Annotated in this window: 29 protein-coding genes; 8 read left to right on the top strand and 21 right to left on the bottom strand. The window is 57.2% G+C overall.

The annotated features are described in order from the left end of the window. Positions 1-11: 11 nt before the first annotated feature. From ACI7MX_RS07095 to ccmA, 11 genes are all read right to left on the bottom strand, one after another. Positions 12-704: a putative adhesin gene (locus ACI7MX_RS07095; protein ID WP_405634564.1), complete on the bottom strand. Its 693-nt coding sequence runs from the start codon at positions 702-704 to the stop codon at positions 12-14. Between the two features lie 218 nt (positions 705-922). Beyond that, complete coding sequence (locus ACI7MX_RS07090) at positions 923-1,318, bottom strand: hypothetical protein (RefSeq protein ID WP_314481621.1); 396 nt, start codon at positions 1,316-1,318, stop codon at positions 923-925. Between the two features lie 287 nt (positions 1,319-1,605). Next, positions 1,606-2,811 carry a c-type cytochrome biogenesis protein CcmI gene (gene ccmI, locus ACI7MX_RS07085; RefSeq protein ID WP_405588061.1) on the bottom strand — a complete coding sequence of 402 codons (1,206 nt, stop codon included), beginning with the start codon at positions 2,809-2,811 and terminating at the stop codon, positions 1,606-1,608. Further along, positions 2,804-3,280: a cytochrome c-type biogenesis protein gene (locus ACI7MX_RS07080; protein ID WP_314481617.1), complete on the bottom strand. Its 477-nt coding sequence runs from the start codon at positions 3,278-3,280 to the stop codon at positions 2,804-2,806. Before ACI7MX_RS07080 ends, ccmI begins: the two co-directional genes overlap by 8 nt. Then, on the bottom strand, positions 3,277-3,813 hold the full coding sequence (locus ACI7MX_RS07075; protein ID WP_405588058.1) for a DsbE family thiol:disulfide interchange protein: 537 nt from the start codon (positions 3,811-3,813) through the stop codon (positions 3,277-3,279). Before ACI7MX_RS07075 ends, ACI7MX_RS07080 begins: the two co-directional genes overlap by 4 nt. Then, positions 3,810-5,783, bottom strand: a complete 1,974-nt coding sequence (locus ACI7MX_RS07070) for a heme lyase CcmF/NrfE family subunit (protein WP_314481977.1) — start codon at positions 5,781-5,783, stop codon at positions 3,810-3,812. The genes ACI7MX_RS07075 and ACI7MX_RS07070 overlap by 4 nt, the downstream gene beginning before the upstream one ends. Before the next feature lie 14 nt (positions 5,784-5,797). Continuing rightward, the gene (ccmE, locus tag ACI7MX_RS07065) at positions 5,798-6,256 is read right to left on the bottom strand and encodes a cytochrome c maturation protein CcmE (protein WP_314481613.1); all 459 of its coding nucleotides are present in this window, start codon (positions 6,254-6,256) and stop codon (positions 5,798-5,800) included. Beyond that, a complete protein-coding gene (gene ccmD, locus ACI7MX_RS07060) occupies positions 6,253-6,429 on the bottom strand; it encodes a heme exporter protein CcmD (protein WP_314481610.1) in 177 nt (58 codons plus the stop codon). The genes ccmE and ccmD overlap by 4 nt, the downstream gene beginning before the upstream one ends. Then, positions 6,426-7,184: a heme ABC transporter permease gene (locus tag ACI7MX_RS07055; protein ID WP_314481608.1), complete on the bottom strand. Its 759-nt coding sequence runs from the start codon at positions 7,182-7,184 to the stop codon at positions 6,426-6,428. The genes ccmD and ACI7MX_RS07055 overlap by 4 nt, the downstream gene beginning before the upstream one ends. An 85-nt stretch (positions 7,185-7,269) precedes the next feature. After that, complete coding sequence (gene ccmB, locus ACI7MX_RS07050; RefSeq protein ID WP_405588053.1) at positions 7,270-7,938, bottom strand: heme exporter protein CcmB; 669 nt, start codon at positions 7,936-7,938, stop codon at positions 7,270-7,272. Then, positions 7,935-8,558 (bottom strand): cytochrome c biogenesis heme-transporting ATPase CcmA, encoded by a 624-nt coding sequence (gene ccmA, locus ACI7MX_RS07045; RefSeq protein WP_405588413.1) that lies wholly within the window; start codon positions 8,556-8,558, stop codon positions 7,935-7,937. Before ccmA ends, ccmB begins: the two co-directional genes overlap by 4 nt. Before the next feature lie 191 nt (positions 8,559-8,749). Here ccmA and ACI7MX_RS07040 point away from each other — a divergent pair, with 191 nt between their 5' ends. From ACI7MX_RS07040 to ACI7MX_RS07005, 8 genes are all read left to right on the top strand, one after another. Next, positions 8,750-10,321, top strand: coding sequence for a flagellar hook-length control protein FliK (locus ACI7MX_RS07040; protein WP_405588050.1), 1,572 nt, complete (start codon positions 8,750-8,752; stop codon positions 10,319-10,321). Further along, positions 10,318-10,644, top strand: coding sequence for an EscU/YscU/HrcU family type III secretion system export apparatus switch protein (locus ACI7MX_RS07035; RefSeq protein WP_314481599.1), 327 nt, complete (start codon positions 10,318-10,320; stop codon positions 10,642-10,644). The genes ACI7MX_RS07040 and ACI7MX_RS07035 overlap by 4 nt, the downstream gene beginning before the upstream one ends. Positions 10,645-10,902: 258 nt before the next feature. Further along, positions 10,903-12,411, top strand: a complete 1,509-nt coding sequence (locus ACI7MX_RS07030; protein ID WP_405588046.1) for a gamma-glutamyltransferase — start codon at positions 10,903-10,905, stop codon at positions 12,409-12,411. Beyond that, complete coding sequence (locus ACI7MX_RS07025; RefSeq protein WP_405588043.1) at positions 12,408-13,808, top strand: MFS transporter; 1,401 nt, start codon at positions 12,408-12,410, stop codon at positions 13,806-13,808. The genes ACI7MX_RS07030 and ACI7MX_RS07025 overlap by 4 nt, the downstream gene beginning before the upstream one ends. A 70-nt stretch (positions 13,809-13,878) precedes the next feature. Continuing rightward, the gene (gene ribA, locus ACI7MX_RS07020; RefSeq protein WP_405588040.1) at positions 13,879-14,487 is read left to right on the top strand and encodes a GTP cyclohydrolase II RibA; all 609 of its coding nucleotides are present in this window, start codon (positions 13,879-13,881) and stop codon (positions 14,485-14,487) included. 2 nt (positions 14,488-14,489) lie between these two features. Next, positions 14,490-15,377: a 3-keto-5-aminohexanoate cleavage protein gene (locus ACI7MX_RS07015; protein ID WP_405588037.1), complete on the top strand. Its 888-nt coding sequence runs from the start codon at positions 14,490-14,492 to the stop codon at positions 15,375-15,377. Beyond that, entirely contained in the window at positions 15,377-16,165 is a 789-nt protein-coding gene (locus tag ACI7MX_RS07010; RefSeq protein WP_314481585.1) for a class I SAM-dependent methyltransferase, read from the top strand. The genes ACI7MX_RS07015 and ACI7MX_RS07010 overlap by 1 nt, the downstream gene beginning before the upstream one ends. Continuing rightward, positions 16,165-16,770, top strand: coding sequence for a riboflavin synthase subunit alpha (locus ACI7MX_RS07005; RefSeq protein ID WP_405588034.1), 606 nt, complete (start codon positions 16,165-16,167; stop codon positions 16,768-16,770). Before ACI7MX_RS07010 ends, ACI7MX_RS07005 begins: the two co-directional genes overlap by 1 nt. Before the next feature lie 163 nt (positions 16,771-16,933). Here ACI7MX_RS07005 and ACI7MX_RS07000 read toward each other — a convergent pair whose 3' ends face one another. The 10 genes from ACI7MX_RS07000 to ACI7MX_RS06955 form a co-directional block, all read right to left on the bottom strand. Next, the gene (locus ACI7MX_RS07000; protein WP_405588031.1) at positions 16,934-17,326 is read right to left on the bottom strand and encodes a DUF2802 domain-containing protein; all 393 of its coding nucleotides are present in this window, start codon (positions 17,324-17,326) and stop codon (positions 16,934-16,936) included. Continuing rightward, complete coding sequence (locus ACI7MX_RS06995; RefSeq protein ID WP_314481575.1) at positions 17,327-17,809, bottom strand: chemotaxis protein CheW; 483 nt, start codon at positions 17,807-17,809, stop codon at positions 17,327-17,329. 57 nt (positions 17,810-17,866) lie between these two features. Then, the gene (locus tag ACI7MX_RS06990) at positions 17,867-18,634 is read right to left on the bottom strand and encodes a CheW domain-containing protein (protein ID WP_405588028.1); all 768 of its coding nucleotides are present in this window, start codon (positions 18,632-18,634) and stop codon (positions 17,867-17,869) included. Between the two features lie 84 nt (positions 18,635-18,718). Next, a complete protein-coding gene (locus ACI7MX_RS06985) occupies positions 18,719-19,507 on the bottom strand; it encodes a ParA family protein (RefSeq protein ID WP_314481569.1) in 789 nt (262 codons plus the stop codon). Between the two features lie 41 nt (positions 19,508-19,548). Beyond that, on the bottom strand, positions 19,549-20,439 hold the full coding sequence (motD, locus tag ACI7MX_RS06980; RefSeq protein WP_405588024.1) for a flagellar motor protein MotD: 891 nt from the start codon (positions 20,437-20,439) through the stop codon (positions 19,549-19,551). Between the two features lie 2 nt (positions 20,440-20,441). Further along, positions 20,442-21,182, bottom strand: a complete 741-nt coding sequence (locus tag ACI7MX_RS06975) for a flagellar motor protein (RefSeq protein WP_314481562.1) — start codon at positions 21,180-21,182, stop codon at positions 20,442-20,444. After that, positions 21,182-22,324: a chemotaxis response regulator protein-glutamate methylesterase gene (locus tag ACI7MX_RS06970; RefSeq protein WP_405588021.1), complete on the bottom strand. Its 1,143-nt coding sequence runs from the start codon at positions 22,322-22,324 to the stop codon at positions 21,182-21,184. Before ACI7MX_RS06970 ends, ACI7MX_RS06975 begins: the two co-directional genes overlap by 1 nt. 46 nt (positions 22,325-22,370) lie before the next feature. Next, the gene (locus tag ACI7MX_RS06965; protein WP_314481557.1) at positions 22,371-24,536 is read right to left on the bottom strand and encodes a chemotaxis protein CheA; all 2,166 of its coding nucleotides are present in this window, start codon (positions 24,534-24,536) and stop codon (positions 22,371-22,373) included. A 70-nt stretch (positions 24,537-24,606) separates the two neighbouring features. Then, positions 24,607-25,395, bottom strand: a complete 789-nt coding sequence (locus ACI7MX_RS06960; protein ID WP_314481554.1) for a protein phosphatase CheZ — start codon at positions 25,393-25,395, stop codon at positions 24,607-24,609. A 20-nt stretch (positions 25,396-25,415) separates the two neighbouring features. Continuing rightward, the gene (locus tag ACI7MX_RS06955; RefSeq protein ID WP_194286260.1) at positions 25,416-25,787 is read right to left on the bottom strand and encodes a chemotaxis response regulator CheY; all 372 of its coding nucleotides are present in this window, start codon (positions 25,785-25,787) and stop codon (positions 25,416-25,418) included. Positions 25,788-25,952: the final 165 nt, after the last annotated feature.

Below are 25,952 nucleotides of genomic sequence, written 5' to 3'. Positions count from 1 at the left end.
TGGCCTCCTAATTACTCACGCTCCTGGATATCTGAAAAGGGCGCATATTCCTTTCTGCCCGGAAAGCGGCTGCGGCAGAAAAAACAATGCACTTTGCTATAGCCAGGTAACTGCTTCAGCACCTCTGAAAGCGTCACAGTTTTCCCTGGCTTAATCGTCAAGACATCGTGGAAATTTAGAGCGTCGATGTCTGCCAGTGACTCGATGGGCGGCTTAGGATTCAACGCCTGACTTTGATGGAAAAATGAAGAAACACCGCTTTCAAACGCCTCAGAGTACGCCAAGTTGTAATCCCGAGACTCTTCCCCCACCTCGATCACCTCCACAGGGGCCACCGTTATTTTTCGCGCCTGAAACCTGAAAAAATCATTGGGCCGAGCGATTAAATCAGTCTCTTGAGGCGTGTAAAAATTCAGTACATGGCTGGAACCTCGGACTTTGTGTACCGGCGACCGCAAATTGCCATGGGCTTGTATGATCAGTTCTTTGGAGGCCGAAGGGCTGTGCAACTCAAACTGCTTGATGGTGAATTTTTGATAATCCAGAGTGACCGACTTATCGTAATTCAAGCCACTGGCACTGCGGTACGCATACAGCCCAAGATTATTGACTAACAAAACACTACCCCACACATAAGGCCGTTGTGTGGGCACGACAGCCCTGCGATCCGGTTGCTTAGGTTTCTCTAAGGAGTGGTAAGGCATTGCCATCGCTCCTCTTGAAGGGGCAGGACAGAACGAAGTCGACCGCGCTACAACGGGACATGCGAAAGCAGACCGCTGCGTCCCGTTTGAGCCTAACAGGCTAAAACCTGCTGCTGAACTGTCATTTATTACAGCTCAACAGCGTCATGAATAACGCGCCAATCAAGCCTGCCCGCCCGTTGGAGCTCTCCTCACAGATGAGTGATGGCTCAGAAGTATTACTTGAACTGCCGACTTAACCCCGGTGGCACGCCACTGATGTCGGTTTCTTCCCACGGCCCGTTGGGGCTGACGGCGCGGCTCCAGCCGTTGTTCCAGCGGTAATAGGCGCGCTGTCGATAGAACACATTGGTCTGGTCATCCAGCACATACACCCCAAGGCGGGCATCCCAATGGCTCGGACCACCCGGCGGCGGCGCGAAGGTGGCCGAGGTGCGCGGCAGCGGCTTGGGCGGTTTCGGGATGGGCATGTCCGGCAGCGGCTTGCCAGAGGGCTGTGGCGAGGGCTGCGGCGCAGGCGTGGAAGGTTGAGTCGGTTCGTAAGGCTGATGAACCGCACAGGCGCTCAGACCTAACGCCAGGCTGAGCAAGGTGATGCGTGCAAGTGGATTCATGACTATTTCTCTTGTTTACACATTATTCAGGCAAGGATTTTTGGGGTGGGTCCGCTGACCAAGGCATGCAAAAACCTGTAGCAGCTGACGAGCTCCGCGAGGCTGCGATCGGCGGCAAAGCCGCCGTAAAACCATTCAATCCGGTGAGTCAGGCGTATCACAATGAGCGGGTATGTGATGGCTCAAACACCCTGCTCATTGAACTTGCGACGATTGCATCGTCGAACGCAGCCTCGCACTACTCGACAGCTACTACGAGGTTGGGCGTCCTACGCGGTCAGCCATGGTTATTGCTTATCCGGGCTATCAATCGTCAGTTGCTGCAACTCACGGGTGCTGCTGGCCATCGGCTGGCTGCGCCCTACCCACTCGCCCGCCGTCGGCTGACCGGCACGCGAGATACGGGCCATCAGTATGACTTCAGGAAAGTTGGACAGTTTCAATTGCGGCATCATGGCGTCCACATCGCCCAGCTCCACGGTAATGGGCAAGTCCGCCACGGTGACACGCTTCACCGCCAAGGGCGCCGGTGGGCCCGATACTGCACGGGCGAAGATAAACACGCTGTCTCCCGGCAAAACGGTCGCTTTGGCCGCATCAGCAAGGTCCACACTGACTTTGATTGAGGCCAGCGACTTGGCCTGTGGCGCTGTTACCAGTTTTGCACCACTGGCCAGCAATTGCTCACGGGCCTTTTCAATGCCGCCTTGCAAGGCCGCACGCGCCGGATCGCCCTCGGGCAGTTCATTCATCAAGCGCTGCCAATAACCGATCGCGTCTGCAAAACGCTTGTCCTCAAAGGCTGCTATCCCCAGCAACCCAAGACTGGTGACTTCTTTGGGATCGGCTTTCAAGGCTTCATCGGTCAGCGCCTGGGTTTTCTCGCTCCACTGTTTGTTGTCGGCAAAGTACTGAGCCTGCGCCCACTGGCCTAACAATTCAGGCTGACGACCTGCCAGCGTGGCACTGCGTTCAAACACGCGGGCAGCGTCGGCCGGACGGTTTTGAGCCATGTAGGCGCGCCCCAGAAAGTACCAGCCCTCAGCCGATTCAGGCTGCGCGTCTGCCGCACGTTCCAGACGCGACACCATGTCCTCGAGGGACTGCGGCGGCTGGGAAAACTCTGCCGTCAGCTCAACCTTGTCGCTGGCGCCAAAATGCAAGTACAGGCCCAAACCCAGCACCGGCACCATGATCGCAGCTAACACGGGCAGCGCTTTGCCCAAACTCGAAACCCGCGCCGGGGCCACACCTTCCGTGTCGGCCAACAGTTCGCGCGCCGCTTCTGCACGGCCGTCTTCAAACTGCTGCGCGCTCAACACGCCGTCTTCGAACTGGGCCTGCAACTCGGCCAGACGTTCTTGATACAGCGCCACATTCAATGCGGTACGGTCTTCCTCACGCTGGGCACGGCGCCCACGCAACACCGGAATCAATAAAAAGCTGAGGGCAATCAGCAGCAGCAAACCGGCTGCGAGCCAGAATTCAATCATCTTGGTTTTTATCCAGCAAAGCGGCGAGGCGCTGACGCTCCTCGGCAGAAAGAGAGTCCGCGCCTTCGGCCTGCGAAACCCGTCGACGGCGCCCGACGATCACGCCGATCAGCACCACTCCGCCGACCAGCAAGGCCAGAGGACCAAACCACAGCACAGCGGTTTTGCCGGTCAGGGCCGGTTTGTAGCGTACAAAGTCACCATAGCGATCGACCATAAAGTCGATGATCTGCTGGTTACTTTTACCCTCACCGAGCATGCGGTAGATCTCACGGCGCAAGTCGGTGGCAATCGGCGCATTGGAGTCGGCAATGTCCTGATTCTGGCACTTGGGGCAGCGCAGCTCCTGTGTCAATTCACGAAAGCGCGCTCGCTCGGTGTCATCGGCAAACTCATAGGTGTCGATGGCCGCATGGGCCGCGCCGGTCAATGTCAGGCCCAACGCAACAGCCGCTAACCAGCGCTTCATGGCCGGGCCTCGTCAACCAACGCCTGATAACGGCTGGCCAGTTGTTCGCGCCAGACCGTTTCGTCGATGACACCGACAAACTTGTGACGAATCACGCCTTGGCTGTCGATCAGAAAGGTTTCAGGGGCGCCGTACACCCCAAGGTTCAAGCCTAACGAGCCATCAGCATCGTTGATGTCGAGTTGATAGGGGTTATGGAAGTCCTTGAGCCACTTCTTCGCGTCGGCATTGACGTCTTTGTAGTTCACGCCATAAATCACCACGCCCTGCTCGGCCAGCTTGGTCAGCACCGGGTGCTCGACCCGGCACGAGATGCACCAGGTGGCCCAGACGTTGACCAGTGCCGGTTTGCCCTTGAGGTCGGCTTCAGTCAGGGTGTTGTCGCCCTCAACCGACGGCAAGCTGAACGCCGGGAACGGCTTGTCGATCATCGCCGAGGGCAACTCGGTGGGGTCCAGATACAGACCTTTGTAAAGAAACCACGCCATGCCTAAAAACACGGCCAGCGGGATCAGCATCAACCAGCGCTTCATACAGCGGCTCCCGTCATGCCCAGCGCATCACGCACACGGCTTTTCACCTTGACTCGATAACGACGGTCCATCGCGGCCAGCAGCCCGCCAAAGCCCGTCAACAAACCGCCGAACCAAATCCAGCGGACAAAGGGTTTCACATGCACCCGCACCGCCCACGCGCCGTCACCCAAAGGCTCACCCAACGCCACATAGAGGTCACGGGTGAACCCTGCGTCGATCCCGGCTTCGGTCATCATGGAGTTCTGTACCGTGTACAAGCGCTTCTCGGGGTGCAGCACGCTGACTTCCTTGCCGTTACGGATCACACGCACCGTGCCTTTGTCCGAGGTAAAGTTCGGCCCTTCGAAGTGGCGTGCGCCTTCGAACATAAAGTGATAACCGCCCAGCTCCATCGACTCGCCCGGTGCCAGACGCAAATCTCGCTCGGCACTGCTTTGGCTCGACAAAACCACACCCAGCGCGCAGACCGCGATGCCCAGGTGGGCAATCTGCATCCCCCAATAACTGCGCGTCAGGCTGCGCAGCCCTTTGATCAAGCCTTTGTGACGGGTTTTGTCGCCAATGTCGCGCACCCCGGCCAACAACACCCACGCGGCCAGCATAAAGGTGGCCAACACCGCCCAATTGAAATCGCCCCACGCCAAACCCGCAATCACCGCAAGCGCCGCGCTGCCCAGTAACACCGGGGTCAGCATGCTCAGCAGCCATTTGAGCGGGGTGTCTTTCCAGCGCACCAGCACACCCACCGCCATCACCATCATCAACAGGGCCATCAACGGGATAAACAGCGCATTGAAGTACGGGGGGCCGACCGACATTTTGGCACCGCTGATGGCATCCAGAATCAACGGGTACAACGTGCCCAGCAAAATCATTGACGCGGCCACCACCAGAATCAGGTTGTTGCCCAGCAGCAAGGTCTCACGGGACCACAGCTTGAAGCTGACATGGCTTTTAACGACCGGCGCACGCAGCGCAAACAAGGTCAGTGAACCGCCCACCACAAATAGCAGGAAGATCAGGATAAACACGCCGCGCTCAGGGTCGGAGGCGAAGGCATGCACCGAGGTCAACACACCCGAGCGCACCAGAAACGTGCCCAGCAAACTGAGCGAAAACGCAGCAATGGCCAGTAACACCGTCCAGCTTTTGAACACACCGCGCTTTTCCGTCACCGCCAGCGAGTGAATCAACGCAGTGCCTACCAGCCACGGCATGAAGGAGGCGTTTTCGACCGGGTCCCAGAACCACCAGCCGCCCCAGCCCAGTTCGTAGTACGCCCACCACGAGCCCAAGGTGATGCCGATCCCGAGAAAGGCCCAAGCGACGATGGTCCAAGGGCGCGACCAGCGTGCCCATGCAGCGTCCAGGCGTCCCCCCAGCAGGGCGGCGATGGCAAAGGCAAAGGCCACCGAGAATCCGACATAGCCCATGTACAACATGGGCGGGTGAACAATCAGGCCAATGTCCTGCAAGAGCGGATTAAGGTCATTGCCGTTCGCAGGAATTTGCGGCAACAGGCGCGCAAAAGGATTTGATGTGACGATCAAAAACAGCAGAAAGCCGATGCTGATCATGCCCATGACCGCCAGTACCCGCGCCAGCATCACCTGCGGCAATTGCCGCGAAAAGATCGACACGGCAAAGGTCCAGCCGCCCAGAATCATCGCCCACAACAGCAACGAACCTTCGTGAGCGCCCCACACGGCGCTGAATTTGTAGTACCACGGCAGCGCGCTGTTGGAATTGCTGGCGACATACCTGACCGAAAAATCATCCGTCATGAACGCGTAGGTCAGGCAAGCGAACGAAAACAGCAGGAAGGCGAACTGGCCCCAGGCCGCAGGTTGCGCCAGGCTCATCCATAACTTGTCGCCGCGCCAGGCGCCCAGCAGCGGCACAATGGCCTGCACGATGGCGAAGCACAGGGCCAGAATCATGGCCAGTTGGCCCAATTCAGGAACGATCAATCCAAACGTCATTACTTAACCTCTTTGGCCGGGACAGGTGCCGACTGGCCACTTTCTTTGAGTGCCTTGGTGACTTCGGGCGGCATGTACTTTTCGTCATGCTTGGCCAGTACTTCGTCGGCCACCACCACACCCTGAGCGTTAAGCTTGCCCAACGCGACGATGCCCTGCCCTTCACGGAACAGATCCGGCAGGATGCCGCGGTACTGAATGGACACTGACTTGTTGAAATCAGTGACCACGAATTCGACATCCAGCGAATCCCCGGAGCGTTTAAGCGACCCGGCTTGCACCATACCGCCTGCGCGGATTCGCGTGTCCAGTGGCGCTTCGCCATTGGCAATCTGAGTCGGGGTGTAGAACAGGTTGATGTTCTGTTGCAAAGCACTCAAGGCCAGCGCAACAGCAGCGCCGACGCCGACCAGAACGGCGAGAATGATGATCAGACGTTTCTTGCGCAGCGGGTTCACTTCGCGTTCTCCCGGCGCAGACGACGCGCCTCTTGTTGCAGATACCGACGGCGCGCCAGCAAGGGCAGCGCCACGTTCAACCCCAGCACCGCCAAGCAAATGCCGTAGGCCGACCAGACATACAGCGCATGATGGCCCATGGCCAAAAAGTCGCTCAAAGAATCAAAGCTCATTGGGTGCCCTCCAGCGCTTTCAACACTTCAGCCTTTGCCCAACTGCTGCGGGCCTCGCGCTTGAGCACCTCAAGGCGCATGCGCAACAGCAATACGGCGCCAAAGAAGCAGTAAAAGCCGAGCACAGTCAGCAGTAAAGGCAGCCACATGTCCACCGGCATCGCGGGCTTTTCGGTGAGGGTGAACGTGGCGCCCTGATGCAGGGTGTTCCACCACTCCACGGAGTATTTGATGATCGGGATATTGATCACGCCGACAATAGCCAGCACCGCACAGGCCTTGGCGGCGCTGTCACGATTGCTGATGGCGTTGCCCAGGGCAATCAGGCCGAAGTACAGAAACAGCAAAATCAGCATTGAGGTCAAACGTGCGTCCCAGACCCACCACGCGCCCCAGGTCGGCTTGCCCCAGATCGCCCCGGTGACGAGTGCAACTGCCGTCATCCAGGCGCCAATGGGCGCCGCACTTTGCAGGGCAATGTCGGCAATTTTCATCTTCCATACCAGCCCCACGACCCCGCACACGGCCAGCATGACGTAACAAGACTGCGCCAGCATGGCCGCAGGAACATGGATATAAATAATTCGGAAACTGTTGCCTTGTTGGTAGTCCGGCGGCGCAAACGCGAGCCCCCAGACCACCCCGCAACTGATCAGCAACACGGCGGCGCAGCTTAACCACGGCAACAGCCGCCCACTGATGGCATAAAACCATTTAGGCGAGCCGAGTTTGTGAAACCAAGTCCAGTTCATCACGCTGTTTCCATCACGGTGCCAGTCACGACAGGTTGAGTGCCGTGCCAGCCAGGGTCTTTACTGGCCTGTGTGGGGCCAGACCTCATTATTCGCCGACGCTGATTTTCAGCCCGGCCGCTATAGCAAAAGGTGTCAGGGTGACGGCCAAGGCAGTCAAACTGCCCAGCCACAGTAAATATCCACTCGCAGGCATGCCTTGCAATGCCGCCTGCAAGGCGCCACTGCCTAAAATCAGCACCGGAATATAAAGAGGCAAAATCAGCAGCGCCAGCAACAGCCCGCCCCGTTTGAGACCCACGGTCAACGCAGCGCCCACGGCGCCGAGCAAACTGAGTACCGGGGTACCGAGCAACAGCGATATCAGCAGTACCGGCAGGCAGGCCACCGGCAACCCCAGCATCAACCCCAGCAGTGGCGAAAGGATCACCAGCGCCAAGCCGGAAAACGCCCAGTGTGCAAACACCTTGGCCAATACCAGCAGCGCCAGCGGGTGCGGTGAAAGCACCCACTGTTCGAGTGAGCCGTCTTCATAATCACTGCGAAAAAGTCCGTCCAGCGAAAGCAGCACCGATAACAGTGCGGCGACCCACAGCAGTCCCGGAGACAGGGTTTTCAACAGCTGTGTTTCGGGGCCGACCGCCAGCGGAAACAAGGCGATCACCAGCGCAAAAAACACCAGCGGGTTGAGCAGTTCAGCCGGGCGGCGAAACAACAGGCGCGCTTCACGCGCCACTAACGTGGCGAACACATTCATGGTGCCCAACGCCCCAGGTCAATATCGCGATAACCGGGCGGTGTGCGGCTCAGGGTGTGGTGAGTGGTCAGCACCACTGCGCCGCCGCGCTCGCAGTGGCTGGCCAGGTGTTCTTCAAGCTCGGCGACGCCTTGTTTGTCGAGCGCGGTAAAGGGTTCGTCGAGAATCCACAGCGGTGGGCTGTCCAGATATAAACGGGCCAGAGCAACGCGACGCTGCTGACCGGCCGACAACGTATGGCACGGCACATCTTCAAAGCCCTTAAGGCCGACGGCGGCCAAGGCTACCCAAATAGCCTCACGGGCGGCAGGCCGATGCAAAGCACACAACCAGGCGAGATTCTCTTCAGCACTGAGCAAATCCTTGATGCCGGCCGCGTGACCAATCCACAGCAGGTGGCGGCCCTGCCCCTCAAGCGCTTCGCCATTGAGGCGCACTTCGCCCGCAGTGGGCTGCATCAGACCCGCCAATACACGCAGCAGGCTGGTTTTGCCGCTGCCATTGGGGCCACTGATTTGCAGCATGTCGCCACTGGCCAGATGCAGGTCGAGGTGTTCGAACAATATCCGCCCGTCACGCTCACAGGCGAGCGCTACGGCGTCTAGAAGAGGGCTGGTCACGTAATTGAGGCCTTCACGGTTCAAGTCGGCTCAGGCGCGGCCGTTAAAGTGATGCAGGATAAATGCATTTGCGGCCTGTTTAAGAGCGCTGGATCAAACATTTGTGATGTTCTGCCACTCTCTAAATGACGGGGCGGCATTATACATGCCATGTCCTACATAAAAGAGGGCATTTTCGACAGGTTGTAACGATGAAAAGCGACATGACTATTCCGCCTATCCTACCTGCCAACCGGGCCAGTGTACGCCCCGGCGTCTCTGGCGCGCAGATGCTCCAGCTGTTGTCTCCCCTGAACGGCCTGATAGGGCCCGGGCAAAGTGCTCAGGCGCAGGTGCTGTCGCTGAAACAGGCCGATGCCAGCTTCCAACTGCTGCTTAAACTGACCCTCGAAGGCGGGCGTCAAACTAACGTGCAAGTCAGCAGTCTCCAACCCTTCGCACTGGGCACGTTATTGAACGTCAGCCAATCTTCAGCGGGCAGCCTGACGATCAATCTGCAACAGGCCTTGAGCAGCGCCGCCGCCCCGCTCACCCGCCTTGACCTGCAACAGTTACCGGTGGGGACGCTGCTGCAAGGCAAAGTGCTGACCACCCAAGTACTGGCCCAGTCAGCCGGGGAAGCGCCGACCTATCGCTCACTGGTCAGTGTGCTCAACACCGCCGTAAGCACCCATACCCTGACGCTGGACAGCCCGCAACCGTTACGGGTCGGCAGTTTGTTGAGCGCACAGGTTGAAGATGCACACACCTTGAGTTTCGTCCCGCTGAGCGGTCGACAAGACCAATTGGCACTGGCGCAACAACTGGCAGCCCAGCAAAGCCGCCAAGGTTCATTGCAAGGGCTGCTCAGCGCTCTGCAAAAGCTGGCCCCCGGCGATGACATGCCTGACCCGTTACGCGCGAAGATTGACTCACTGCTGGCCGCTTTACCGACTGCGCCGCAGTTGAGCAACCCTGCCCTGCTGAGATCAGCCCTGCTTAACAGCGGCGCCTTTCTGGAAGCCAACCTGCTCAATGGCCAGCCTCAGTCGCTGAACGTAGACATGAAGGCCACGCTTCTGCGCCTGATTGCGCACATCCTGCCCGGCACGCCTGCCAATTCCAACTTCAACCCCGGCATCGCTGCCAGCACCCAGGCGCAGGCCATGCCGAACTTTGTGCGCAATGCTTTGGGCATGCTTGGCCAGATCAGCGCCAAGCCGCAGAACGGGGGGTTTCCGCTGCCACAACGCACGCTGCACAGCGGCGATGGCGAAGACAGCCTGCAAACCCTTCTCAAGTTGGCCGCCGCGGCCCTGTCACGCTTGCAAAGTCATCAGCTGTCCAGCCTTGAACAAAGTACACGCACGGCGGAAGGCAATCAGCTGACCACCTGGCAGCTTGAGATTCCGATGCGTAACGCCCATGACATCGTGTCTTTGCAGGTCAAATTCCAGCGCGAAGACCCACCCGAAAAAGAGACACAGGACAGCCCTGAACTGCGCGAACACAAAGACCCGCTGTGGCGCGTTGAACTGGCCTTCGACCTGACACCGTTGGGCCCTTTGCACGTACAGGCGCAGCTCATTCGCGGGAACCTGTCGGGGCACTTGTGGGCACAGCGGGTATTTACAACCGAACTCATTACCAGCCAGTTAGGTCATTTGCGCCAACGCTTGAACGATGCAGGATTGACGGTGACTGATCTCGTCTGCCATCACGGCACGCCACCGCAAGGTGGCCAACGCCCTCTGGAACAACGCTGGGTGGATGAAACAGCATGAACCGACAACCCGAACCACGTCAGGCCATTGCGCTTAAATACGACGGCAAACAAGCACCCACGTTGACCGCCAAAGGCGACGATGCTTTGGCAGAGGCCATTTTGCAACTGGCCCGCGAGCACGAAGTGCCGATTTACGAAAATGCCGAACTGGTGACACTGCTGGCTCGGATGGAGTTGGGGGACAGCATCCCGCAGGAGCTGTATCGAACACTGGCTGAAATCATTGCTTTTGCCTGGCAACTGAAGGGCAAATTCCCGGTAGGGTTCGACACCGATGAACAGCCCGTGGAGCGTGATATCACCCCAGGCCAAACACCTTAAACAGTAAAGAGCACGCCGGGGCTAAACTGGCCCCGAACGAAGTGTGCTTATCACTTCAAATAAACATGAATCAACACACTTCCAACAACACACCTCGGTAAAAGCGAATAAATTGTGTAGGCAAATTCCTCAAACTCTAGGGATTATTCTTACGCACCTTTAAATTGCACTTACCTATAGACCCGCTATAACTAAAACACCGTCAAGCACGACCACTGACTCGATAGCTTATTCAGCCATTCATTGTGAGGCCGCTCTATGTCAAATTTAGCGCAGGGTCTTTCATTCAGTATTGCAACACCGCACTTCAAATCATCAACCTTGGGTATGTCTGAGTACTTTTTATCTGCCAATTCCTGTGATGCCGCCATAAGCGCTGCACTTTCACTGACCTTCAACCTCCCGCACTTATGCGGTTTGGGCGGTGATGCAATTATTATGCAGTCGCGTCAGGGCCAGTTCGATCTGCTTAATGGCACTGGAAAAACAGCACACAATCAACACCGACAAAGTTATTTAACAAGAGGGTTAACCTCGATTCCACGCCGGGGCATTTACAGCACCATGATCTATGGGTGCCCCAGTGCTTATGACCGCTACGCACACTCACACACGATTGATATTAACCGCGTGTGCCATTCGCTGATAAAACATGATTTAAGTCATGGCTTAGTCGCGACCGACAGTTTATCCCGAACGGTTATTAACGCACTTAATGAAACCACGGCGTCGACCCGCTTCTCCCAATGGAGTCATTGCTTTACTCATGCTCATGGCTTTGAGTCACTGCATCGCCACACACTGAATGCAATCAACCGAGAAGGATTCTCGTCACTGTATACCGGCGTTCTAGCCGAACAGGTACTGAATGCGATGTCATCCTGTGACCCCTCGCTCTACAGCGCTTCAGACTTTTCAGCGTTCGAACCTAACGTGTCAGAAACCCGAAGCACTGACTTTATGCAGGCCACGATCACCGCCCATGGCAGCAACAGTCCATGGCGGGAGCTGTTCCTGTTGTTAAAGATTTATCAATTAAGTGCAGAAGACACTGACGTGCTCACCCCGCGGCAGTTCTGCACGGCCGCAGGGCTTATAGACCTATTACTGGAAAAACAACCCCTGACAGCAGTGCAGAGTGACCTCACCTTGAGCCAGCACGCGGCGGCTATCTATCAGCAACTTAAATTCGGTGATCGCGAACCGGTCGCGCAAACCTCTAAACCTTCCCACACTGTTTTTATGGCCTGTGCCGAGGCCGACGGAACATTAACAGGCATTACCAATTCCATCTTTACACCACTGGGCGCCTTATTCGAAATTGAAAACACCGGCATTCTGCTGTCCAATCGCGCTTTTTCTTTTAATGGCCCTCACTGGGTGTCTGACTTCAAAGGCTCGGCCCCCGCCAAACATACAACCAATTGCGTGCATGTCCGCTGCCGTGACCTTGAATTTATTATCGGCACTTCTGGCGGGCCCGTTCAGTCGCAAACTCTGGCCTTCATCATTAATAAAATCGTGGCGCAACAGTGTCCGATTCAAACCGCTATAGCCAGCCCCCGTTATGCCAATCTCGGGTGTCACCCTAAAACCCGAGCGACAACCTATTTAAGTGAATCGGAACAGGCCGATCCTGTTTTCACCTGCACTCACGGGCTGTCCGAAAAACTCGGGGTGGTACAACTCGCTGGCATCAACACCTTCAATGGCCGGGTGTTCGCCTCAGCCGACCCCCGCAGCACTGGCGTAGCGCTGGCCTTATGAACGCGCCCACCCTCACGGCGAGCCATGCACAGATCCTCACGGTGGCCGCCGCCTTCTTTCTTGAGGTACTGGATGCCACCGTGATGATTGTGGCAATCGTGCCCATGGCCAACGATATAAACGCCAGCATCAGCGAAGTCACACTGTCATTGGCCACGTATGTGTTGGCGCTGGCCGTTTTCACACCGCTCAGTGGTTATCTGTTCAACCCGCTGGGGCTTGCTGGAAAATTTCAAGCAGGCTTGCTGATATTTTTCGTGGGCTCATGGGTCTGCGCCCTTAGCCCTGACCTTTTGACCCTATGTTTTGCCCGGTTTATTCAAGGCTTTGGCAGTGCGTTAATTGTTCCTGCCGGACGCGCCTTGATACTGTCCTACACCCCCAAACATCACATGCCCAGAACCATGGCCTGGTTGATCGCCCCTGCGCTCACAGCCCCGATGGCTGCACCCTACATCGCCACGCTGATGTTAGGCGCAGGGGGCTGGCGCATGATCTTTGTGTTTGTCGCGCTGTTGGCCGTTGGGCTCTTTATTGCCTGTCGGCTTTGGCTGCGGTCCCTGCCCAGCCCCCTCAGTCAACCCTCAACACTGAACCGCCCGGCCTATGCACTCTGGAGCTTGTTTTGCGGGGCATTGTTTATGGTGTTTGTGTTCAGCTCGACTCACCAAGGCTACTTCGCCGCTATTGCCGCTATCTGGACGCTGGTCGGTGGCGCACTGTTGACCTTAACGCTGCGTTACGCCCGCCACACAACACTGTTTGATCTAACGCTGCTGAATAACCCACTCTTTAAGCTCAACCTGATGTCCGGGAGTTTATTTCGGATCAGTATCTATGCCTTTCCAACGCTGCTGATCATCGGCTTGATGAAAGATGCCGACGCCTCGGCCGTGTTCACCGGGCACTGTCTGTTTTTTATATTCGCCGGCAACCTCCTCGCAAAACCGGTGGCCGTAAAACTACTCACCGGTTGTCGTCACCTCAAACCCTTCTTTATCGGCGCGTCACTCGCCACCACCCTAAGCCTGGGGCTGTTCTATAACACGCGTTTGATTGAGGAGCCGATCACACTCTGGGGGTTATGTTTTGTACATGGCTGCGCGCGCTCGGTTCAGTTTCTCGGTTACTCCACCACCAGCCTGTGGGGCATAGAACAACTCCGTCTTCATAACGCCACAGTCTTGATGAGCTCAGTGATGCAGCTCAATGCACTGATCGGGCAATCAGTGCCTGCGCTGCTGGCCGCGTTTTATATGCCTGACCGCTGGCTAACGGGTGAATCGGACGGCACCTTTTTTCAAGTAGGCCTGGCAACAGTGACCGTATTGTCATTGATGACCGTGCTAACGGCGGTGTGTTTGCCCAGCGCTAAAAGATTATCCACCCCGCGATAAATAACTCATCACCTCTTCACTGACTCACTATTCGCCCCTGCGCGCAGCAGGGTTATGCAAGGAGCTGAAGATGAAAACAGTTACTTTAAAAACCTCTGTTGAAATCCCGATAGAAGGGGTTCCCCTTCTGACTCAGTTTGTCTCTTTTAACGGCATTGATGAGGAACACTTTGCCTTGCTGATTGGCAACTACCGAACGCTGCCCGTACTTACCCGTATTCACTCTGAATGCCTGACCGGAGATGTATTTGGTTCCAGGCGTTGCGATTGCGGCGCGCAATTAAAAGAAGCGCTACGCACAATGACCAGCCGCGGCGGCGGGGTTTTGATTTACCTGCGTCAAGAAGGCCGTGGCATTGGTCTGTATTCGAAGTTTGATGCCTATCAACTTCAATCCCAAGGTATTGATACCTTTACCGCCAATCAAATGCTCGGGTATGCCGATGACTTGAGAGAGTTCGACGTGGCCGCCGACATGCTCAAGGCACTGAGCATTCACACCATTGACCTCATCACCAACAACCCGGCGAAAGTCACGGCATTAATCGCCTGTGACGTCACCATCAACAAAACGATTCCGTCTGGGGTGTTCCTGACCCGGGAAAACGAACATTACTTGCGCAGCAAAATAAACCTTAAACAACACACCATTAATTTAAATAATAAAAAGGAGTCATGAACATGCCCTCCTATATTTTGAACTTCTCACCCACCGGAATGATTCCGAACAAACGGATGAATCCTCACACGCCCATTAGCGTGTCGGAAATCATCGAAGACGTATTAATGGCGGCCGAACGTGGCGCGTCCATTGCCCATTTACATGCCCGCGACGCTAAAACAGGCGAGCCGACCTGTGACCTCAGCACCTTCGCGGCGATTATTGAAGGCATTCGCCAACACAATAAGCAGCTGATCTTGTGTGTTTCATTGAGCGGTCGAAATATAGCCGACCCCGAGCGCCGGGCGCTGCCACTGACGCTGGACGGCGAAGCGAAACCGGACATGGGCTCATTAACCTTGTCGTCTCTGAATTTTCCCGCCCAACCCAGCATTAACGCCCCGGACACCATCGACTACCTGGCCCGGCAAATGGCGTTAAAAGGCATCTCGCCAGAAGTTGAAATATTCGATGTCGGTATGTCGAACTACCTTCATGTGTTGATCAAGAAACAGTTAATGCCGCCCAAGGTGTACGCCAATATATTGCTGGGCAATGTCTTTGGCGCCCAGCCCAGTTTTGCCCATATCGCAGCCCTGATCAGCACCTTGCCAACGACCGTCGTGAGTTCATTTGCGGGCTTGGGCAGCTATCAACTTCGCAGCAACACCTTGGCCCTGGCGTCCGGCCACGGTATTCGCATCGGGCTTGAAGACAATATCTGGCTCGATCACGAGCGCACCACGCTGGCAAGCAACCGCAGTTTGCTGCAGCGCATTACGGCTATCGCCAGCCATCTGGAACTGACACCGGCAACCCCCGAGCAGGTACGCCAACAATTGGGCCTTAACCCCGGCAAGGGACTTTATGGTCTGGCTGATCAGCGCACGGATAAAGGAGCGGCATGATGGAAAATATCTGGTTAACCCCACAAGGCTATCAACGCACCTCTAAACACTTGCAGAAACGCTGCCTGGAGTTGCTGCTGTCCTTCGCACCGGTCACCGGCAAATTACTGGACGTAGGCTGCGGAACCGGCAATACCCTGCTGTTCACTGAACCGAAAAACATCGAACACTACACGGGCATCGATATTTCCGAGGACATGGTGGCGTACGCCAGCCTCGCCCACGCCGCGCCTAATGTCAGATTTATCGTCAGCGACTTTCTGGACTGTTCACTGGAACATGTGCCGCTGTTCGACACAGCGATATGCGCGGCCTGCTTGCACTGGTTTATCCCGCGTCAGCAAGCGGTGATCGATAAATTAGCAGCGCTGATCAAACCGGGCGGTCTGCTATTTTTGTCCTGCGCCTTTGAGTTTGACTACGTACCGGGCGAACGGCACATTCACGAACGGGTACTGACACAGATACGAAACCGCTACCCGAGCATTGGCGAACCCGTCGTGTTCGACGACTACAGGTTCAATCGAAACTCGATCATTTCTGCCCTGCCAGATTTCACGATCCTGCGCTCGCACCGCATCGAAGAACACGTTCAGTTCCAGACCTTTGAAGACTTCAAGGATTGGCACTTGGGCAGCGGCTCCGTGGTGCATGGCCAATTTGATGAAAGTATTCGTGACCTCGCCCTCAACGATTACTACCACTGCCTGTATGAGCACTATTGCGCGGGGCGCTACAGCACGGCCTATTCAACAGTGCTGTTGCTGCTTGAAAGGAGGAGTGCCTGATGTATACCGGGATTGTTCAAGGCACCGCACAGGTCAAATCAATCGCATTGGGCGCCGGTCATACCCAGATTGTTCTGGCCCATCCGCTGTTCGACCACATCGACATCGGTGCCAGCGTGTCGGTCAATGGCACCTGCCTGACCGTGACGGCCTTTGAATTGGGCACAGCGTCGTTCGATATTTCTCAACGAACAGCCGAAATCACCACACTCAAGCACCTGCGCATTGACCAGTGGGTGAATATCGAACGCTCGCACCGCACAGGGCAGGAAAACGGCGGGCATGCGCTTTACGGGCACGTTGAAACAACGGCTCGTGTTGTTTTATGGCGTGTGCGAGGTGATGCCGTCGAGGCGGAGTTTCAATTGGACCCCAGCACCCTGGCATATGTGTTCAAAAAGGGCTTTATCGGTCTTCACGGTTGCAGTTTGACGATTGATCGTCTGGACGAAACGCGGCGCACACTGACCGTCAACCTGATCCCGCAAACGCTGGCTCTGACTAACTTGAACAGCTTGCAGGTGGGGGATCGGGTCAATGTCGAAATTGACCAGACCACCCGCACGCTGGTGGATACCTTGCACAGAGTGCTGCGCAAGGTCTGAACCCCTGTAGCCGCTGTCGAGCTTTGCGAGGCTGCGAACGGCGGCGCAGCCGTCGCAAACCGGGGTTCTCGGTAGATCAGATAAAACGAGGGCTCCGGTTTGGCGACGATTACATCGCCTATCGCCGCCTCGCGGTGCTCGACAGCGGCTACAGGGAGTTGCGCTAACCCTTGTGCATCTTGCTCATCAACTCGGCTTCAGCTTGCGTCAACCCGCACGACTGGGTCAGCTCGTCGACACTGGCGCCCATGCTCACCAGACGCGCGGCTTGATTGAACGAAAGGCTGGTGGGATCACGTTGCTCCAGCTGCGCCAGCTTTTCGGGCAGCGGCGCGACCATGGCACTCAGCTCCAGCAAATCTTCGCCCATCTGCACGCTACCATTCTGGTAAGTGTCCAGACGCCGCGCGAGCTCCTTGATACGGCGGTCACGGTCGGCATCCGCCGTCGCCTGCTGCGTCGACAGATTGCGCTGGCGACGCAGGTGAGAACGGAACTGCCAGAGGGTGATCACCCATAAGAGCGCCAGAACGATTACTGCTGCCTCAAGGATCAATCAGATGTTCTCCAGGTCCGACCATTCTTCTTCGGTCATCATTTTGTCCAGCTCAACCAGAATCAGCAGCTCGCCGTTCTTGTTGCACACACCCTGGATAAATTTGGCCGACTCATCATTGCCCACATTCGGCGCCGTTTCGATTTCAGACTGACGCAGGTAAACCACTTCGGCCACGCTGTCGACCAGAATGCCAACCACTTGCTTGTCAGCTTCGATGATCACGATTCGCGTGTTATCGGTGATTTCAGCGTTATGCAAACCAAACCGCTGACGGGTATCAATGACCGTGACGACGTTGCCGCGCAGGTTGATGATGCCCAATACGTAAGAAGGCGCACCCGGTACAGGAGCGATTTCGGTGTAGCGCAGCACTTCCTGCACTTGCATCACGTTGATGCCGTACGTTTCGTTGTCCAGCTTGAAGGTGACCCATTGCAGGATCGGATCTTCACTACTCTGTTGTGCGGCTGACTTGTTCATGCATCAAACCCTTAACTAATAAACAGCTGATGGTGATCACGGGCACTGGACTCAAACCTATCCCTTGCCCTGGGTGATCAACTCGGCCAACTGCTCCACGTCCAGCAGCGCGCACATGTGTTCAATCACCGTGCCGGCCAGCCAGGGGCGTTGTCCGCGCTGAGAGCGCCATTTGATCTGGTTAGGGTCCAGGCGCAACGAGCGGCTGACTTGATGCACCGCCAACCCCCATTCGTAGCCCTGAACCGAAATAACGTATTGCAAGCCCTCGCGAAAATCATCGCGATAGCGCTCGGGCATCACCCAGCGCGCCGTGTCCAGCACCTTGAGGTTGCCGCTTTGGATGGGCAACAGGCCCAAAAACCAGTCAGGCTGACCGAACAAGGGCGTCAACTCACGCCCGTCGAGTGAATAGATAGAACCCAAACAGACCAGCGGCACCGCCAACGTCAGACCGGCTACGTCAAACAGCAAGCACTCGAAGGGTTCAGAGGCCCAAGCGGGTCTGCCGTCTTCCGGTGTCGGCAAAGGCGTGGCAACCATGCGTGGACGGTGGGCCTCAACCAACGGGTTGACGAAGGCTTCAGCCGCCACACCTACGGTCGCCAGCTCAACCGGCACCGCATGCGCACGGGCATCGCGCACTTCTTCTTCGAGCATGGCGGCACGGAACTCATCCAGCTCCGCGCTTGGCGACTCGGGAGCCGTGACGTGAGGCTCATCTTCAATGGGCGGCAACGCCTCGGTGGCATCAAACAGCAAATCATCGAGATAAGACTGCAACGCCAATTGCGGGCGAGTCGATACGGCTATCGGTTGTGTCATAAGGTGACCCATTCAACGGCCTCACATCTGAGGCTTGTAGACGTTATCGGCTGCACGCAGCGGATACTTGAATACACCCTCACCTCACACCGCCTGCGGTGAAAGCTGGCGGGTCAAGACGTGTTTGAGCAGCGCACGGTAAGCGATCACACCACGGGTTTTGTCATCGAACTGTGAGGGTGTCTGCCCTGCCCGGCTGGCATCGCGCAAGCGCGTATCGACCGGAATAAAGCCCTGCCACAAGGTGTCCGGGTAGAGGTCGCGTAACACCCGCAAGGTGCTGATGGACGCTTGCGTACGGCGGTCAAACAAGGTCGGCACGATGCAGAACGGCAGCTCTTGCGGACGCGAACGGTTGATCATGCTCAGGGTGTGGACCATGCGTTCCAACCCTTTGAGGGCCAGGTGTTCGGTCTGTACCGGAATCACCAACTGCTGGCTTGCCGCCAATGCATTGACCATCAGCACACCCAGAATCGGCGGGCTGTCGATGATTGCGTAATCATAGTCCTGCCACACTTGCGCAAGGCTGCGTGCAATCACCAGCCCCAATCCGCTTTGACCCGGCGCTTGACGCTCCAGCGTGGCGAGTGCAGTGGTCGCTGGCAGCAAGGAAATATTGTCGTGGCTGGTGGGCAGCAGCAACTGCGCCGCCAACCCTGGCGGCACTTGACCTTTGTGCAAGAACAAATCGTAGACGCTGCGTTCAAGACCATCGGGGTCATAACCGAAGTAGCTGGTCATGGAACCGTGCGGATCGAGATCGACCACCACGACGCGTTTACCCGCTTCGGCCAGCAAACCGGCCAGTGCGATGGATGTGGTCGTCTTGCCGACGCCACCTTTTTGATTGGCTACTGCCCAGACTCTCATTTAATGGTTCCTCCCGGCTTCGTACCTGCCGGCCGAAAATCTTATAAGGGCGACGACGGAGAATTGACGGCATCCCCACCAACCCGTGGCTTTGTTTGCTGCGGTGCAGTTTGTGTGCCAGCGCGCTTGAGCGCGGCATCGGCAGTCGCGTTGGCGCTGCCCACGCCGGTCAGGCTTCGGCGAACTTCAAGATTGCGCGACACCACCAGCACCACGCGACGGTTCATGGCCCGACCTTGTGGGGTGGCGTTATTGGCCACCGGCTGAAATTCGCCGTAGCCCACCGAGGCCATGCGTGCGGGGCTGACACCCTGCATCGCCAACATGCGCACGATACTGGCCGAGCGGGCTGACGAGAGCTCCCAGTTGGTCGGGTATTGCGACGTCCGAATCGGCTGGTTGTCAGTAAAGCCTTCGACATGAATCGGGTTATCGAAAGGTTTCAGGATCGCGGCCACTTTGTCGATGATGGTGAAGGCCATGTCGCTGGGCATGGCGTCGCCGCTGCCAAATAACAAACTGGAGTTCAACTCGATCTCGACCCACAGCTCATTACCGCGCACCGTCAATTGATTGGAAGCGATCAAATCGCCAAACGCACGGGCGATGTCATCGGCAATGGTTTTGAGCGGGTCAGCACTCATCTGGCCGATGCCGGCATCGGTGTGATCACTGTCCTTGATCAACGGCTCGGCGGGTGTGGTGCTCAGCGGTCGCTCATCACCGATCGGAATAGGCTTCATGCTGCGCTCCGGGTCGTTGAACACCCCCACCAGCGCCTGCGAGATCACCTTGTATTTGCCTTCATTGATCGACGAAATGGAGTACATGACGACAAAGAAAGCAAACAGCAAAGTGATGAAATCCGCGTAGGACACCAGCCAGCGTTCGTGATTGACGTGCTCATCTTCGGAGCGGCGGCGGCGACTCATGGTTAACCTACAAAGCCTTGCAGTTTGAGTTCGATGGAGCGCGGGTTTTCGCCTTCGGCGATCGACAGAATGCCTTCGAGCAACATTTCGCGGTACAGCGACTGGCGCTGGGCAATGGCTTTAAGTTTGCTGGCCACCGGCAACAGCACGAGGTTGGCACTGGCTACGCCGTAAATGGTCGCCACAAAGGCCACGGCAATGCCGCTGCCCAGTTGGGCCGGGTCAGCCAGGTTGCCCATCACATGGATCAAACCCATCACCGCACCGATGATGCCTATGGTCGGCGCATAACCGCCCATGCTTTCAAAGACTTTGGCGGCCTCGATGTCGCGGCTTTCCTGGGTCATGTAGTCGACTTCCAGGACACTGCGAATGGCTTCGGGTTCTACCCCGTCGACCAGCAGTTGCAAACCTTTACGCGAATAACTGTCAGGCTCGGCATCGGCCACGCCTTCCAGGCCCAGCAGGCCTTCCTTGCGCGCCGTAAGGCTCCAGTTAACGACCCGGTCAATGCCGCCAGCCATGTCGATGTGCGGCGGAAAAAGAATCCAGCGAACCGTTTGCATGGCGCGCTTGAACGCGCTCATTGGCGATTGCAACAGCGCCGCGCCCACCGTGCCACCCAATACAATCAAGGCCGCCGGGCCATTGGCTAAAGCGCCGAGATGGCCGCCTTCCAGGTAGTTGCCGCCGATAATGGCGACAAACGCCATGATGATGCCGATCAGGCTCAGTACATCCATCAGTGGCAGGCCTCGATCAGGTGGCGTCCGATATCGTCAAGGCTGTACACCGCATCCGCCAGGTTGGCTTTGACGATGGCCATCGGCATGCCGTAAATCACGCAACTGGCTTCGTCCTGTGCCCAGACCGCGCTGCCGCTCTGCTTGAGCAAGCGCGCGCCCTCACGGCCGTCCGCGCCCATGCCGGTCAGCACCACCGCCAAAACCTTGTCACCGTAGGACCTGGCCGCCGAGCCAAACGTGATATCCACGCACGGCTTGTAATTAAGCCGCTCGTCCCCGGGCAGGATGCGCACTGCACCGCGGCCGTCGATCATCATTTGCTTGCCACCGGGGGCGAGCAATGCCAACCCCGGACGCAACATATCGCCGTCCTCCGCTTCCTTGACGCTGATGCGGCACAGTGTGTTGAGACGCTCTGCAAACGCCTTGGTAAACGCCGCCGGCATGTGTTGAACCAGCACAATGGGCGCCGGAAAATTAGCCGGCAATTGGGTCAGAACCCGTTGCAACGCCACTGGCCCACCCGTCGACGTGCCGATGGCCACCAACTTGTAGGCTTTGCGCTTGGGTGCTGCCGAGACCGGGGCAGTCGTTGAGCGGTTGGCAATGGGCGTAGTACGAGCTGGGGCAGTTGGCGCGGGCGGCGGCACAAAGCCACCCAATGCTGGCTTGCTGGACACTGATGCAGATGCAGGCCCAGGTGATGCTGCGGGCGCTGCACTGTAGCTGGAGAGACGACGGTTGCTGCGCGAAATGCTGTGAACCTTTTCGCAGAGCATCTGTTTGACCTTCTCGGGATTACGCGAGATGTCTTCAAAATTTTTCGGCAGGAAATCCACCGCCCCGGCATCCAGCGCGTCGAGTGTCACCCGGGCGCCTTCGTGGGTCAGTGAAGAGAACATCAACACCGGGGTCGGGCAGCGCTGCATGATGTGGCGCACGGCCGTGATGCCATCCATCAACGGCATCTCGTAATCCATGGTGATCACGTCAGGTTTGAGGGCCAGCGCCTGATCAATGGCTTCCTTGCCATTGGTGGCCGTACCGATCACCTGAATTGTGGGATCAGCCGAGAGAATTTCCGAGACGCGGCGGCGGAAAAAACCGGAATCATCCACCACCAGGACTTTGACTACCATAAACACTCCGTTAGGCGGCGCGAACGCACCGCCCACACCACTAGAATCAAATACGCCGCGAAGCGTAGTGCTTGAGCATGCTCGGCACATCGAGGATCAAGGCAATACGGCCGTCACCGGTTATGGTGGCGCCCGACATGCCCGGCGTGCCCTGAAGCATCTTGCCCAAGGGCTTGATGACCACCTCTTCCTGGCCAACCAGTTGATCGACCACAAAACCGATGCGCTGGGTGCCTACCGAGAGAATCACCACATGCCCTTCGCGCTGTTCTTCGTGAACTGCGGATGCCACCAGCCAGCGCTTGAGGTAGAACAGCGGCAGCGCCTTATCCCGCACAATTACCACTTCCTGACCATCGACCACATTGGTGTGCGACAGGTCGAGGTGGAAAATTTCGTTCACGTTGACCAGCGGGAAGGCGAACGCCTGATTGCCCAGCATCACCATCAATGTCGGCATGATGGCCAGCGTCAGCGGCACCTTGATCACGATTTTCGAGCCGCGACCCAAGGTCGATTCAATGCTCAGGGAGCCATTGAGCTGGGCGATCTTGGTTTTCACCACGTCCATGCCCACGCCGCGCCCGGACACATCACTGATTTCGGTTTTGGTCGAAAAACCGGGCGCAAAAATCAGGTTGTAACAATCGGACTCGCTCAGGCGATCAGCGGCGTCCTTGTCCATCAACCCCTTTTTGACGGCAATCGCCCGCAGCACGTTGGCGTCCATCCCTTTGCCGTCATCAGAGATCGACAGCAGGATATGGTCGCCCTCTTGCTCGGCAGACAGGATCACCCGGCCGCAGCGGGTTTTGCCGGCGGCTTCGCGCTCTTCGGGGGTTTCGCACCCATGATCAACCGCGTTGCGCACCAAGTGAACCAACGGATCGGCCAGCGCCTCGACCAGGTTTTTGTCCAGATCGGTTTCTTCGCCCACCAACTCAAGGCTGATTTCTTTTTTCAACTGGCGGGCCAGGTCGCGAACCAGACGCGGGAAGCGTCCGAAGACTTTTTTGATCGGCTGCATACGCGTCTTCATGACCGCTGTTTGCAGGTCTGCCGTGACCACATCGAGGTTGGAGACGGCCTTGGCCATTTCTTCGTCGCTGCTGTTAAGGCCAAGCCGCACCAGACGGTTACGCACCAGCACCAGCTCGCCGACCATGTTCATGATGTCGTCCAGGCGTGCAGTGTCCACTCGTACGGTGGTCTCGGCCTCGCTGGCATGCGCCTTTTCCGGCTGCGCAGCAGGCACGCGTGCCGGGGCTGAACGTGCCGGGGCCGCGTCGACCGACTTGGCCGCGACCGCAGCCACCGGTGCATCCAGTGCAGGGCTTTGGGCAGAAAACTGGCCCTTGCCGTGCAGCTCATCCAGCAAGGCTTCGAATTCATGATCACTGATGTGATCGGGGTTAGCCGCAGGTTCTTCAACGCTGTGTACGGGCGCTGTTACCACCACGTCCAGGGCATCGGTATTGAACGATCCTTTGCCATGCAATTGATCGAGCAAGGCTTCAAATTCATCGTCGGTGATTTCATTGCTGGCCGGCGCAGTGGCTTCGACTGTGGGCTCTGAGGCAGCGCTGGTTACGGTATCCGGCGAGAACTGCCCTTTGCCATGCAACTGATCGAGCAACGATTCAAACTCGGCATCGCTGATTTCATCGCTGGCCAGTGCGGGCGGGTTCGCCGGTTGAGGTTCGGCCGCGGCCGCCTTGACCGCGTTGAGCGAGTCGAGCAGTAGTTCAAATTCGCTGTCGGTAATGTCACCGGCAGGCTCAGGCTGCCTGGCCGGTTCAAGCGCAACCGCCGGCTGGCTTGTCGCTGGTTCGGCCAAACGTGCCAAGGCCGCCAGCAGTTCGGGCGTGGCCGCCGTGATCGGGCTGCGTTCACGAACTTCGGTAAACATGCCATTGACCGCATCCAGCGCTTCAAGGACAACGTCCATCAGCTCGGCGTCTACGCTTCGCTCACCCTTGCGCAGGATGTCGAACACGTTTTCGGCAATATGGCAGCACTCCACAAGCTCATTGAGCTGTAGAAAGCCGGCGCCCCCTTTTACAGTGTGAAAACCGCGAAAAATTGCATTGAGCAAGTCCGCATCATCCGGTCGGCTTTCCAGCTCAACCAGTTGTTCGGACAACAGCTCTAGAATCTCGCCGGCTTCAACCAGGAAATCCTGAAGGATTTCTTCATCGGCGCCGAAGCTCATGTACGTGCTCCTTGAAATAGGGTCTTTGGACGCCGCCGTGCAGAAACGCACGGGGGCATTCACTCAGAGCCTAGAAACCTAAACTGGATAATAAATCGTCAACATCATCCTGGCCGGACACGACATCTTCACGTTTATCGGCATGGATCTGCGGACCTTCACCCTTCGTCAGGTTTTTTTGCGAAATATTTTCAGCACGCAGTGCCTCACGGTCGTGTTCGATACCGGCAAAGCGATCAACCTGGCTGGCCATCAACACCAGCTTGAGCAAATTGCTTTCAACGTCGGTGACCAATTGCGTCACCCGCTTGATCACTTGACCTGTGAGGTCCTGATAATCCTGGGCCATCAAAATATCCGTGAGGTTGGCGGACACCTGGGTGTTCTCAATGTCGCTGCGCGTCAAAAAACTGTCTACGCGACGCGCCAGCTCGCGGAACTCCTCGGCCCCCACTTCGCGACGCATAAAGCGTCCCCAGTCGACACTTAACGCTTTGGCATCCGTGCCCAGCGCATTGACCAGCGGTGTGCTGCTTTCGACCAAGTCCATCGTCCGATTGGCCGCCGCTTCCGTCAGTTTCACAACATACGCCAAGCGATCGGCTGCATCGGTGATCTGTGACACTTCTTCGGCACGCGGCATGCCCGGATCTATTTGAAAGTTGACGATGGAGCTGTGCAACTCGCGGGTCAGCTTGCCGACTTCCTGATACAGGCCGCGGTCGCGGGTCTGGTTCAGTTCATGAATCAACTGCACCGCCTCGCCGAACTGCCCTTTTTCAAGGCTTTCGACCAATTCGTGCGCATGTTTTTTCAGGGTCGATTCAAACTCGCCCTGAGTCGCTTCTTTATGCTCCATTGCGCCCCCCTTCCCGCCGATCAACCGATGCGTTCAAAGATTTTTTCGATCTTGTCTTTGAGCGCCTGAGCCGTGAACGGCTTGACCACATAACCGTTAACCCCGGCTTGGGCCGCTTCGATGATTTGCTCGCGCTTGGCCTCGGCCGTCACCATCAGGACGGGCAAATGCTTGAGCTTTTCGTCGGCTCGCACTTGGCGCAGCAAATCGATACCGCTCATGCCGGGCATGTTCCAGTCAGTCACCAGAAAATCAATGCTGCCCAACTTGAGGATCGGCAACGCGGTGTTGCCGTCGTCCGCCTCGACCGTGTTCGTGAACCCGAGGTCACGCAACAGGTTTTTAATGATCCGGCGCATCGTTGAAAAGTCATCAACGATAAGGATCTTCATGTTCTTGTCCAATACGGCCTCCAAGCGGTCTTTGCCGCGCTCACACTCTGAGCGCGCCATTCAATCAATTCGGTAATTATCAAAAGCCCGTCAATTTCGTAGCAGTTGCCACAGGCGACGTTCGGCGGCAAAGCCGTCGTCAATGCAGCGACTGCGGTGTATCTG

It is taken from the genome of Pseudomonas sp. 2024-210, assembly GCF_045062345.1.
Taxonomy (GTDB): Bacteria; Pseudomonadota; Gammaproteobacteria; order Pseudomonadales; family Pseudomonadaceae; genus Aquipseudomonas.
This window is presented reverse-complemented; position numbering and strand designations above follow the sequence as displayed.